The organism is Pseudomonas sp. S35 (assembly GCF_009866765.1).
GTDB lineage: Bacteria > Pseudomonadota > Gammaproteobacteria > Pseudomonadales > Pseudomonadaceae > Aquipseudomonas.
Map to the genome: position 1 here is coordinate 4,252,756 of NZ_CP019431.1, position 11,989 is coordinate 4,264,744.

An 11,989-nucleotide genomic window follows, 5' to 3' on the forward strand; every position below is an offset into this window, starting at 1 on the left:
GTCGCAACGCCGCTTCCCTTTATTTGGCGGTAAGCCTTCAGACCGCTTCGAGAAGTAGCCGTCTCGAAAAGGCGAAACGTCCGACATTAATTTTCTCCACCACATCATTACCCTCTCGACTCCCGCACACTCCGGAGTTAAGGAATGACTGTCGCACGGTTCAAGGATGGATTCCCGTCAGCCCACCGCACCACACGCCAACGCATTGAAAGCAGCCTCGACCTGCAGCGATTGTTCTTCGCCATAGACGCCGACCCGGCGTTGATCGGTGCGGGGGTGGTGTATATCGATGGGGAGTTCAACGTGGTGGTACTGCGTGAGTTCCAGGCGATTTGCAGGGTGCAGCCGATCAAGGTGGTGCTGCGGGAAGCGCCGAGGTATGTGGGGCCGGTGGAGTTCAAGCGGATGTTGGAGCATGAGCCTCGCGAGTCGAGGCTGATGAGAGAGGCGCTGAATACAACAGCGACCTGTATCGGGGCAGTGTTGAGTTGGGTGGTTATCAGCAGTGGAATTATGTTTATGCCATTCACTGGCGGAGCAAGTGCGGTGATCTCCTTCGCCGGTAACGCGGCGGCAGTTGCGAGCACCATTCAATGCTTTTCTGGTGTTGTTCGAACATTCAGTGAGGCCTACAACCCTCAATTCAACGATGAACTGGACAACAATGCATGGTATGACGCTGCAATGACTGTTCTGGATGAGGTCGGGCGCCCAAACGCATTAGCGCAACCGAAATGAAACAGGCCACTGCCAACCATATAAGAGATGCCTGGGCAGCAACACTGGGGTTTACCAGCAGTGCCATGACCGGAAATGTGAAGATACTCGCTATCGGTCTATACGAAGAGGTGGCCGAGTGAACAAGCAGAGAGAAACTATCCGTCTGAAAAACCTGAAGAGAACAAACGACGGGAAGACAATGACCGGAGAGGATGTCTACTACTCAGCGTTCTATATCGAAGATCCGCGTGAATTCCTGAGACGTTTCATGCCGGTAATAGGCGCCGACCTTATTGCAGCATGCTTTTCAATTGGCCTGGTCATGCTGCTGGTAGCAATGACCTATTTATCTGCACTTCCCATTCACACGTCCACTAACGCATCCTTTATTGGTGGCATGGGAGTTGCGGCAGTATTCGCCCTGGCCAAATACGAAGTGCTCTACGGACGCATCCATTGGGTATGGATAAACATCGCGATCTACCTCCTCTGCCTGCTGATATCCCTACCCGCCATCTTCTGGCGCCCCAACACCTATCTCTATGCACTGGCCTTGCTCTGCCCCCTTGCCGGCCTGCTAATTCTCAACAGCAACCGCTGCCGCGAACTGCGGCAAAAATCCCTTGAACTGCGCCATAAACGCCAAACCATTATCGCGACTATGAAACAGCAGGGCCGCTGGAAATGGTGGTGATCTTTCTACCGCCCCCATGCAGCCTGCCACGTGAACATTTCATATGGCTTAGCTGCAGACCTAATAATCAGCAATGGCTCAGGTGAACCAACTGAAACAGCGCTGTCGACAACAACAGCGCTCTCCCTGAGGCTCTCCCACTCAAGCTTTGACGTTCTGCCGAATATTCCAGCCAAACTTCACCGGCCCGCCGTCCTTGGCGCCGTCCGCCTTCTGCGGCTGATAACTGACGTCGACGGTGGCGAAGTTCAAGGCGATGCTGTCGTACAACACATCATCGGCCGTTTCAGCGCGGGTGCTGTAGGACACCACCATGACTTCCTTCAAGGTGATCACCAAATACTCCACCGGGCTGGCGCCGCCGGCCTTGCGCACCACCAACTTGGCTTCGGGGTAATGCTTGCCGGTGGCGCAGGCCATCATCAGGTTGGGGCTGGATTTATCCAGGGGTTTGGTCAGGTTCAGGTTGGCAACGTCGGCCTTGCCCGAGCCGCCTCCCGTGCCGGAATGCATCGAGCCGGTTTGCGATAAACCCCAGCCCCAGTTGGTGATGTCGATCTCGTCACGATGGGCCTGGTCCCGTGATTCGCCCTTGATATCGCCCAGTTTCAAAAACATATCGACTGCCATGTTGGCTCCTTGTCCTGTGGTCCGTCGCAAGTGACGAGGGGCGCACTTTTCCTCAATCGGGAGCGGGCTTACAAGACGTCAAAGTGCCTTCCGGAAGTGCCTGACTGCAAATGGCGAAGCTTCCGACATTCATCCCAGTCACGGCGTCTTTACTCTCCCAGCTCCCAAAAAAGGAGTTAAGGAATGACTGTCGCCCGGTTCAAGGATGGATTCCCATCAGCCCACCGCACCACACGCCAACGCATTGAAAGCAGCCTCGACCTGCAGCGATTGTTCTTCGCCATAGACGCCGACCCGGCGTTGATCGGTGCGGGGGTGGTGTATATCGATGGGGAGTTCAACGTGGTGGTACTGCGCGAGTTCCAGGCGATTTGCAGGGTGCAGCCGATCAAGGTGGTGCTGCGGGAAGCGCCGAGGTATGTGGGGCCGGTGGAGTTCAAGCGGATGTTGGAGCATGAGCCTCGCGAGTCGAGGCTGGCGGTGGAAGCTATAAATACGGCAATCGCGTGCACCGGAGTAGTGTTGAGTTGGATGGTCATTGCGAGTGGGGCTGCGCTGATGCCTTTTACAGCTGGGGCTAGCTCGATAATTTCGTTTATCGGTAAAGCGGCTGCCGTTGCAAGTACAGTTCAATGCATCGGTGGCGCTTTACGTACAGCATCAGAGTTAGCCTTTGCGGAAGTTAATGACTACTTGGATAACGAGACATGGTATGAGGCCGCAACAGCAGTGTTGGACGGTATTGCTTTGATGGGTGTTGCCAGCTCGGCATTCGTCACCGTGAAAGTCGTCACAACCACCACAAAAGTAACCGGAAAAACAGCTAGGCAAGTGCTTAGAGGCCTGACACGGCAAGAACGGACAAAATTGAACAATGAGCTGCTTAAAATCCGAGATCCAAGACTAACGACCAAGTTGCTCAAGCTGGAAAAAGCTTCCGGCAATGTGGCCAAACGTATCAGCGCTATTCAAATGCAGCGTGCAACTGGCGCGCACAAAATGGATATAGCTGCAGCCTTGCTCGGCTTTACCAGCAGTACAGTCTCTGGAAACGTGAGAACTCTGGCGTTGGGGATCTACGAGGAAGTTAACCTGTGAACCAACAACGGAAGATAAAAGGTCAATATTACTCATCACTTTTTATTGAGGATCCTTGGCAACTCCTCAAGCGGTTCATGCCCGTGATTGGAGGTGATGCATTGGCAGGGTGTTTCTCGATCGCGTTGACGACGATCTTGGCGATGCTTACGTATTTGCCTACTCACCCCGTAGATTTTGTCGCCAAGACATGCTTTTTCGGCGCCGCGGGCTTGGGCGCAGTATTCGCCCTGGCCAAATACGAAGTGCTCTACGGACGCATCCATTGGGTATGGATAAACGTCGCGATCTACCTCCTTTGCCTGCTGATATCCCTACCCGCCATCCTGTGGCGCCCCAACACCTATCTCTATGCACTGGCCTTGCTCTGCCCCCTTGTCGGCCTGCTAATTCTCAACAGCAACCGCTGCCGCGAACTGCGGCAAAAATCCCTTGAACTGCGCCATAAACGCCAAGCCATTATCGCGACTATGAAACAGCAGGGCCGCTGGAAATGGTGGTGATCTTTCTACCGCCCCCATGCAGCCTGCCACGTGAACATTTCATATGGCTTAGCTGCAGACCTAATAATCAGCAATGACTCAGGTGAACCAACTGAAACAGCGCTGTCGACAACAACAGCGCTCTCCCTGAGGCTCTCCCACTCAAGCTTTGACGTTCTGCCGAATATTCCAGCCAAACTTCACCGGCCCGCCGTCCTTGGCGCCGTCCGCCTTCTGCGGCTGATAACTGACGTCGACGGTGGCGAAGTTCAAGGCGATGCTGTCGTACAACACATCATCGGCCGTTTCAGCGCGGGTGCTGTAGGACACCACCATGACTTCCTTCAAGGTGATCACCAAATACTCCACCGGGCTGGCACCGCCGGCCTTGCGCACCACCAACTTGGCTTCGGGGTAATGCTTGCCGGTGGCGCAGGCCATCATCAGGTTGGGGCTGGATTTATCCAGGGGTTTGGTCAGGTTCAGGTTGGCAAAGTCGGCCTTGCCCGAGCCGCCTCCCGTGCCGGAATGCATCGAGCCGGTTTGCGATAAACCCCAGCCCCAGTTGGTGATGTCGATCTCGTCACGATGGGCCAGGTCCCGTGATTCGCCCTTGATATCGCCCAGTTTCAAAAACATATCGACTGCCATGTTGGCTCCTTGTCCTGTGGTCCGTCGCAAGTGACGTGGGGCGCACTTTTCCTCAATCGGGAGCGGGCTTACAAGACGTCAAAGTGCCTTCCGGAAGTGCCTGACTGCAAATGGCGAAGCTTCCGACATTCATCCCAGTCACGGCGTCTTTACTCTCCCAGCTCCCAAAAAAGGAGTTAAGGAATGACCGTCGCCCTGTTCAAGGATGGATTCCCATCAGCCCACCGCACCACACGCCAACGCATTGAAAGCAGCCTCGACCTGCGGAGGTTGTTCTTCGCCATAGACGCCGACCCGGCGTTGATCGGTGCGGGGGTGGTGTATATCGATGGGGAGTTCAACGTGGTGGGACTGCGCGAGTTCCAGGCGATTTGCAGGGTGCAGCCGATCAAGGTGGTGCTGCGGGAAGCGCCGAGGTATGTGGGGCCGGTGGAGTTCAAGCGGATGTTGGAGCATGAGCCTCGCGAGTCGAGGCTGGCGGTGGAGGCTTTAAATACGGCGGTTGCGTGCACTGAAGCGCTGTTGAGTTGGCATGTTATTTACAGCGGAATCGCCTTGATACCTTTTACGGGTGGCACAAGTGTTGTTATCTCATTCATTGGCACCGCAGCAGCAGTAGCGGGGTTGTTCCAGTACGCCGCCGGAGGCTATCGAACGGTAAACGAAGTTTGGGATCCGCCGATGAATGACTACCTGGACAGTAATATTTGGTACGAAGGGATGATGGCAGCTTTGGACGCTGTGTCTTTACTTGGTGTCGCCTCTTCTGCCGTAACGACGGTGAAAGTAATCAACCTGTCCAAGCGCGCGACAGGTAAACCACTACGAGAAGTATTGCGCGGGCTGAGTCGACAGGAACGGGCAAAACTAACGAATGAACTACTAAGAATCCAAGACCCGCGCCTGACACCCAAGCTCCTCAAGCTTAAGCAAGCTGCGGGCAATGCCCCAAAACGAATCCCAGCGGCACGGATAAAACCAATCACCATGACCCATCGCAACGATGCCATTGCGGCTGCACTGGGCCTCGCCAGCAGCGGTATGTCCGGAAACACCAAGACGCTGGCCATCGGTATCTACGAAGAGCTCAGCGAATGAAGAACTGCCGGGAGCCCCTTTACCTTATAGATCCTCGTCCTCTTTGGGCTCGCCACAGACTGGCGTTGTTTGGCGGTCTTATAGCCTTGTGCGTTTCGATTGCCACCACCGCCACGCTGATGAATCTCACCTACTTCGCCCACGCATCCGATGAACTGACCAGTGATGCGTTCTTCATCGCAGCCGGGATTGCGTGTGTGGTATTCGGCGTCGCGCAGAGCTTGGTCCTTCACGGTTATCCACGATGGGTGTGGCTTCAGGTTGGTGTGTTCATCATCGACTTGCTGCTCGTAGTGCCGACAATCCTCTACAGCCCCGATCACCTCCTTTTTACCCTTGCCTTACTAAGTCCTTTGATCGGGCTTCTATGCCTGAACAGCAAACGCCAACGACAAATGCGCCGAGAAATGTTGGAAATCAGGCATAAACGCAAATCACGACCCTAAAACAACAGGGCCGCTGGAAATGGTGGTAATCCTCAGGCCGCCACGCTCCGTGCCGCCGTATGCCGATTCACCGGCACCGGCAGCCCCAGGTGCCCGCGCAAGGTGCTGTGGCTGTACTCGATGCGAAACAACCCGCGCTCGCGCAACAACGGCAGCACCTGGTCGGTAAACCGTGCGAAGTCATCCGGTGCGCCCACGTGGATGTTGAAACCATCCACCGCGCCTTCGACAAACCAGCGTTCGATTTCGTCGGCGACGGTCTTGGGCGAGCCGACAAAGCTGGAGAACGGTTTGGCAAAGCGCAGCGCCGCCTGGCGCAGGGTCAGCCCTTGGTCACGGGCGACGTGCTTGATGTTTTCGGCGTGGCCGCGATAGCCGTTGCTGCCCAGGTCGCCCAGTTCGGGGAAGGGTTCATCCAGTGGGTATTGGCTGAAGTCGTGGTAGTTGAACGGCCGCCCCAGTTGCACCAGTGCTTTGTTCAGGTCCAGTTCGCCATTGCGCTCGCGGTCGATGGCCTGGGCCTGTTCGTCGGTGTCGGCAATGATCGGCGAAATGCCCGGCAGGAGGGTCACGTGATCCGGGTTGCGTCCGGCGGCAGCAGTGCGTTGTTTGATGTCGCTGTAGTAGGCCTGGGCGTCTTCGAAATTGCCCACACCGGCAAAAATCCCTTCGGCGTAATTCGCCGCCAGGCTACGGCCGGATTCAGAAATACCCGCCTGGAAAATCACCGGCTGGCCCTGGGCCGAACGTGCGATGTTCAACGGGCCGGTCACCGAGAAAAATTCACCGTGGTGGTCGAGACGATGCTGGCGTTGCGGGTCGAGGAATACGCCGCTGGCCTTGTCACGCACAAAGGCGTCGTCCTCGTAGGAATCCCACAAGCCCTGCACCACGTCGAGGTGCTCTGCCGCACGGCGGTAGCGCTCGGTGTGGTCGATATGCTGCTCACGGCCGAAGTTGCCGGCGGCGCCTTCGAGGCCGGTGGTGACCACATTCCAACCGGCGCGGCCGCCGCTGATCAGGTCCAGGGAGGCAAACTGGCGGGCGACGTTGAAGGGCTCGGTGTAGGAGGTGGTCAGCGTCGCCACCAGGCCGATCTTCGACGTCGCGCCGGCGATGGCCGACAGCAGGGTCAGCGGCTCCAGGCGGTTGAGAAAATGCGGCGCGGAATCCGGGGTGATGTAGGGGCTGTCGACGATGAAGACCAGATCGAACTTGGCCGCTTCTGCCTGTTGCGCCTGGGCGCGGTACCAGTCGATATCAACACTGGCATCACCGGGAATCTGCGGATGCAGCCATTCGTTTTGTGCGGTGCCGACGCCGGTGAGGATGGCGCCAAACTTGAGTTGCCGGGGTGCTGTGGACATAGGGACCTCTCCATCATGAACATGAGGACTGACAGGCAAAAAATGGATCAACCTGTGGGAGGGGGCTTGCCCCCTCCCACACTTGTCAGGCTGTACGAGCGGCGATGGCTTCGACTTCAACCAACGCTCCGGGCAGCGGCAACGCGACGACTTGCAACGCCGTGCGTGCCGGTTTGTTCGGCTGCTCCGGCGTACCGAAGAACTGCGTATACCCACGCTGCAATCCGGCAAAATCCAGCTTGCCGTCAGTCTCTTCGGCGCCGACCAGAAACACCCGCAACTGCACGATATCGCCCAGGTCCAGGTCCTGCTGGCGCAGGATCTTGCGCAGTTTGTTGAACACCGAAACCGTCTGCACTTCGGTGTTGCCAAACACCCCTGGAACCGTTGGATCGGCCAGGTCCGGCAAGGTGCCGCTGACAAAGATCAGGCTGGCAGACGCCGGTACGGTAACGGTCTGCGAAATCGGAAAATCGCCGACGCTGGTGCGTTGAATACTGTCGCTCATGGTGTGTCTCCTTAAGAGGCGGCGAGTGCCGCGACCTGTCGTTGTTGGGTAACGCGTTCGGCCAGTTGCGCGATCACATGCCGCGCCGAGTTGGCCGCCGATTCCTGCCAGATGCCCACCCCGCTTTGCACCAGACCGTCACCGGCGAAGTACACGCGGCCGTGGCCGGCTTCGAGCAGGCTGCTTGCGTCGGCCGGGAAGTGTTCGCGTTGCAGCCACGGGCCTTCGCTGTAGGGGATCTGCTCCCAGGTCACAGCCAGGGGGTTGCGCAGCTGTTTGGAGAAGCCAGGGTGCAGCAGCTCCACGGCTTGCTTGGACACGGCGTATTGTTCGGCGAAGGGTTTAGCGCCAAACACATCAGCGCCCTCGCCGGTCACGTAACCCGCCACCAGCAAGCCTTCGCGGGTGTTGAGGTCGTTGCTCGGGTACCACAGCAAACGCGCGGGATGCTCGATCCACGACAGGCCGCCGTAGGTGCGATAGTCGGTTTCCCAGAAACGCGGGGATTGCCACGCCACCTTGGTCGCCTGATCGCTGCGGGTGCTGAGCAGTGCGGCTTTGATCGGGTCGCTGAAGTCGGTGTCGAGCTTGGCCAGCAGCGGCAACGGCAAGGTTGAGATCAGGTAATCGGCACGCACCACCTGTTCACGGCCACTGTGCTGGTCGTGGTAGGTCACCGCCACGCCATCTTCCAACTGACGGATCTGCCGGACTACAGCGCCCAGCTGTACATGGTCACGCACCCGTTGGTAGAAAGCATCGGTGATGCGGTCCATGCCGCCGACCGGTTGGAACATGGTGGCGGAGAATTCGGGGAACTCGGTATGCAGCAACGCGCCCCACAGCTGCGGGTGCAGCAGTTGGTCCAGCGCCAACGGGCTGCGGCTGGCCGGCAAGGCGCCCGGATGAGCAGGAGAATCCAGGTGCCCCGAACGAATCGTGCCCTCAAAAGCCAATTCCTGGGACAGGTCGCCATACACCTGCAAAAACGCCAACAACCGCGTGCGCTCCTCAGCACTCAACACATCATCCAGGGCATCACGCTGCACGGCTTTGGCCAGCAAACCGGACAAGTGCCCGCGCGCATCATTGATCGCCTGGCCGACGCTGAACGCCGGCTGTTGCACATCGGGCCGCACTTGCGCGCCGTGGCTGCTGTTGACCAGCACTTCCAGCGGCACGCCCAGTTCGCTGCAATAGTCGAGGATCGTACGATGCTGGCTGGGGATGCGGGCCGGGCCTGCGTTGAAGTAATGCCCTTGATCAAACGCCGCCGTTTGCGTGCGGCCATCCTTGTAGTCCACGCGGTCGCCATGGCGGAGGGTCCAGGTGCGCCCGCCGACCCGCTCACGCGCCTCCAGCACCTGCACGTCAAACCCGGCGCGGCTCAGCTCAAGGGCGCTGACCAGCCCGGCAATCCCGGCGCCCAGCACCAGCACGCGAGTGCCCTGCCCCAGGCCGTCCTTCAATTTCAACGGTTGCGGGCGGCGGTGCGACGACGGCCCCAGCCCCAATACCGCCAGTGCATCCTTGACGGCTTTTTCGCCGCCTACCGCAGCGATGCTCGACAGCGCTTCACGTCGTGTCAGTCCCATGTCGATTGCTCCTTAATCCGGCAGGCCCGGTGGGTTGATCAGCGACTTGTCGACCCGCTCCACGTCCAGGCCCCAGCGTTGCAGCACCTGTTCGTATTGGCCGCCGGCAATCGCGCCTTCCAACGCGGTGTGGATCGGCTTGACCAGGCCGTTGTCCTTGCGCGTGGTCACGGCGATGTCGGCTTGCAAGGGCCAGCCACCGTTCACCGTGCCAACGCGCTTGATGCCACCGGTGATTGCCGCCGAATAGGCGTACACCGAGTTAGGCCCGAACAACGCGTCGCTGCGCCCCGACTGCACCGCCAATTGCGCGGCGGCCTGGTCGTCGAAGTACTGCAACAGCGCGGGCTTGAGGCCGGCCTTTTCGTTTGCCTCGTTCCAGGCCAGCAGGACTTTTTCCTGGTTGGTGCCGGAGCCGACGATGATCTTCAGCCCGGCGATGTCCTCGGCCTGTTTGATCTCGGTGATCTTGCTGGCGGTCTTGACGTAAAACCCCAGCACATCCTGGCGATAAGTGGCGAAGTCGAAACGCTTCTTGCGCGCCTCGGTCACGGTCACGTTGCTGATCACCGCGTCATACTTGCCCGAGCTGACGCCAAGGGGCCAATCCTCCCAACTGGTCTGCACCACATTAAGTTGCAGGCCCAGGCTGTCGGCGATCAACTGCGCGGTGTCGGCTTCACTGCCGATGGTGGTCTTGTCGTCGCTGGCCAGCAGCGCCAGGGGCGGCCCGGCTACGCCAGAGGTGGCCACGGTGAACTTGCCCGGCTGGGCAAACTTGAAGCCCGGCGGGATCTGCGCGATGGCCGCCTCGTTGCGCGGCACATGGATGCGCACGCGGTCGGGGCTGAGGTCGACCGGTTGCACGGCGAACGCGGTTTGCGCGGTGCTGACGGCAAGCGCCAGCAAGGCCACGCGGGCAGTGGTGGTAAACATGGGCAGTCACTCCTTGAACTAAAGCACCTTGCCGAGAAAGGCCTGGGTGCGGGGATGTCGGGGTTGGCGCAAGATTTGTTCGGGCGGGCCCTCTTCGATCAGTTGGCCGTCACAGAGAAACACCACGTGGTCAGCCACTTCGCGGGCAAAGCCGATCTCGTGGGTGACGATCACCAGGGTCACGCCCAGTTGGGTCAGGCCCTTGATCACGTCGAGGACTTCACCCACCAGTTCCGGGTCGAGGGCCGAGGTGGGCTCGTCGAACAGCAGCACTTTCGGGTCAAGCGCCAGGGCGCGGGCGATGGCGACGCGCTGTTGCTGGCCGCCGGAGAGCTGGCGCGGGTAGGCATCGGCCTTGTCCGCCAGGCCGACCTTGGCCAGCAGTTCGGCGGCCTTGGCCGGCGCCTCGGCCTTGCTCCAGCGTTTGTGGGCCAACGGCGCTTCGGCGACGTTTTCCCAGGCGGTGAGGTGCGGGAACAGGTTGAAGTTCTGGAACACGAAACCCACGTCGATGCGACGCTTGAGAATCTCGCGCTCCTTGAGCTCGTACAGCAGGTCACCCTTGCGCCGATAACCGACGTATTCACCGTCGATGGTGATGTGGCCGCTGTCGATTTTCTCCAGGTGGTTGATGGTGCGCAGCAAGGTGGACTTGCCCGAGCCGGACGGCCCGAGAATCACCGTGACCTTGCCGGGGTCGATGGTCAGGTCGATGTCCTTGAGCACCTGCTGGCTGCCAAAGCGCTTGCCCACGCCCTGGATCTGGATACGTCCTGCGCGCGCTTCACTCATGGGATTTCTCCTTGAGCCAGCCGCGTAGGCGCTGCAACGGCGTGGGCGGCAGCACCCTTGCCGTGCCCCGAGCGAAATGCCGCTCGACGTAATACTGGGCGCTGGTGAGCACGGTGGTGATGATCAGGTACCACACGGTGGCGACGATCAGCAGCGGGATCACCGCCTGGGTGCGGTTGTAGATGACCTGCACGGTGTAGAACAGCTCCGGCAAGGCCAGCACGTAGACGATGGACGTGCCCTTGACCAGGCCGATGATTTCGTTGAAACCCGAGGGCAGGATCGAACGCAATGCCTGGGGCAGGATGATCCGGAAGATGCGGCGTGACGCCGGCAAGCCCAAGGCTGCGGCTGCTTCATGCTGGCCAGCGTCCACACCGATCAGGCCGCCGCGAATGATCTCCGCCGCGTAGGCTGCCTGCATCAGGCTCAATCCCAGGACCGCCGTGGTGAACTGGCTGAGCACGTCCACCGTCGACCACTCGGCAAACACCACACCCGTAAACGGCACGCCGAGCACGATGTGGTCATACAGGTAGGCAAAGTTGTACAGGATGATCAGCACCAGCAACGCCGGCATCGAACGGAAAAACCAGATATAGCCCCAGGCCAGGGCCGCCAGCAGCGGCGAGCCCGACAACCGCGCCAGGGCCAGTGCCGTGCCGAGGAGCACACTGAACACCGTGCTCAGCAGCGTCAGCAGCAACGTTTGCCCCAGGCCGCGCAGCACCGATGGCGAGAAGAACCACTGGCCGAACACACCCCACTCCCAACGCGGGTTGGTGGCCAGGGAATGCACGATGGCGAGCAGTACCAGCGCGGCAAAAATCGACCCGGCCCACCGCCACGGATGCCGGGCCGGCACCACGTGCAGGGCTTTGATCGGTGTGGAGACACGGGCCTGGCGAACCACGCGGGGTGGGTCAATCAGGTCATAGGGTTTGGCGACGATAGGCATGGTGTGTTCCTCGG

Annotated in this window: 13 protein-coding genes and 1 pseudogene; 6 read left to right on the forward strand and 8 right to left on the reverse strand. The window is 59.5% G+C overall.

Translation table 11 applies throughout. The annotated features are described in order from the left end of the window. Window positions 1-144: 144 nt before the first annotated feature. Window positions 145-860: pseudogene (locus tag PspS35_RS18815) on the forward strand (hypothetical protein). After that, window positions 857-1,414, forward strand: a complete 558-nt coding sequence (locus PspS35_RS18820) for a hypothetical protein (protein WP_238785888.1) — start codon at window positions 857-859, stop codon at window positions 1,412-1,414. Before PspS35_RS18815 ends, PspS35_RS18820 begins: the two are co-directional and overlap by 4 nt. Before the next feature lie 141 nt (window positions 1,415-1,555). Here PspS35_RS18820 and PspS35_RS18825 read toward each other — a convergent pair whose 3' ends face one another. After that, complete coding sequence (locus PspS35_RS18825; protein ID WP_159936291.1) at window positions 1,556-2,044, reverse strand: type VI secretion system tube protein Hcp; 489 nt, start codon at window positions 2,042-2,044, stop codon at window positions 1,556-1,558. 183 nt (window positions 2,045-2,227) lie between these two features. On the opposite strand from PspS35_RS18825, the gene PspS35_RS18830 reads away from it, so the two are divergent. Both PspS35_RS18830 and PspS35_RS18835 read left to right on the forward strand, forming a co-directional pair. Beyond that, a complete protein-coding gene (locus PspS35_RS18830) occupies window positions 2,228-3,142 on the forward strand; it encodes an NAD synthetase (protein WP_159936292.1) in 915 nt (304 codons plus the stop codon). Then, on the forward strand, window positions 3,139-3,645 hold the full coding sequence (locus PspS35_RS18835; RefSeq protein WP_159936293.1) for a hypothetical protein: 507 nt from the start codon (window positions 3,139-3,141) through the stop codon (window positions 3,643-3,645). Before PspS35_RS18830 ends, PspS35_RS18835 begins: the two co-directional genes overlap by 4 nt. A 141-nt stretch (window positions 3,646-3,786) precedes the next feature. Here the strand turns inward: PspS35_RS18835 and PspS35_RS18840 are convergent, their stop codons facing one another. Continuing rightward, window positions 3,787-4,275, reverse strand: coding sequence for a type VI secretion system tube protein Hcp (locus PspS35_RS18840; RefSeq protein ID WP_159936294.1), 489 nt, complete (start codon window positions 4,273-4,275; stop codon window positions 3,787-3,789). A 183-nt stretch (window positions 4,276-4,458) separates the two neighbouring features. Between PspS35_RS18840 and PspS35_RS18845 the strand changes: the two genes are divergently transcribed. Together PspS35_RS18845 and PspS35_RS18850 are read left to right on the forward strand one after the other, a co-directional pair. Next, window positions 4,459-5,373, forward strand: coding sequence for an NAD synthetase (locus tag PspS35_RS18845; protein ID WP_159936295.1), 915 nt, complete (start codon window positions 4,459-4,461; stop codon window positions 5,371-5,373). Further along, complete coding sequence (locus PspS35_RS18850) at window positions 5,370-5,819, forward strand: hypothetical protein (RefSeq protein WP_159936296.1); 450 nt, start codon at window positions 5,370-5,372, stop codon at window positions 5,817-5,819. Before PspS35_RS18845 ends, PspS35_RS18850 begins: the two co-directional genes overlap by 4 nt. Window positions 5,820-5,851: 32 nt before the next feature. Here PspS35_RS18850 and PspS35_RS18855 read toward each other — a convergent pair whose 3' ends face one another. The 6 genes from PspS35_RS18855 to PspS35_RS18880 all read right to left on the reverse strand — a co-directional run bounded on the left by PspS35_RS18855 (window position 5,852) and on the right by PspS35_RS18880 (window position 11,975). Then, window positions 5,852-7,186, reverse strand: coding sequence for an LLM class flavin-dependent oxidoreductase (locus PspS35_RS18855; RefSeq protein ID WP_159936297.1), 1,335 nt, complete (start codon window positions 7,184-7,186; stop codon window positions 5,852-5,854). Window positions 7,187-7,271: 85 nt separating this feature from the next. After that, window positions 7,272-7,694, reverse strand: coding sequence for a RidA family protein (locus PspS35_RS18860; RefSeq protein ID WP_159936298.1), 423 nt, complete (start codon window positions 7,692-7,694; stop codon window positions 7,272-7,274). An 11-nt stretch (window positions 7,695-7,705) separates the two neighbouring features. Beyond that, entirely contained in the window at window positions 7,706-9,289 is a 1,584-nt protein-coding gene (locus tag PspS35_RS18865) for an FAD-dependent oxidoreductase (protein WP_159936299.1), read from the reverse strand. Between the two features lie 12 nt (window positions 9,290-9,301). Continuing rightward, window positions 9,302-10,225, reverse strand: a complete 924-nt coding sequence (locus tag PspS35_RS18870; protein WP_159936300.1) for an ABC transporter substrate-binding protein — start codon at window positions 10,223-10,225, stop codon at window positions 9,302-9,304. A gap of 18 nt (window positions 10,226-10,243) precedes the next feature. Continuing rightward, complete coding sequence (locus PspS35_RS18875) at window positions 10,244-11,017, reverse strand: amino acid ABC transporter ATP-binding protein (RefSeq protein ID WP_159936301.1); 774 nt, start codon at window positions 11,015-11,017, stop codon at window positions 10,244-10,246. Beyond that, the gene (locus PspS35_RS18880) at window positions 11,010-11,975 is read right to left on the reverse strand and encodes an amino acid ABC transporter permease (RefSeq protein ID WP_159936302.1); all 966 of its coding nucleotides are present in this window, start codon (window positions 11,973-11,975) and stop codon (window positions 11,010-11,012) included. Before PspS35_RS18880 ends, PspS35_RS18875 begins: the two co-directional genes overlap by 8 nt. Window positions 11,976-11,989 lie beyond the last annotated feature (14 nt).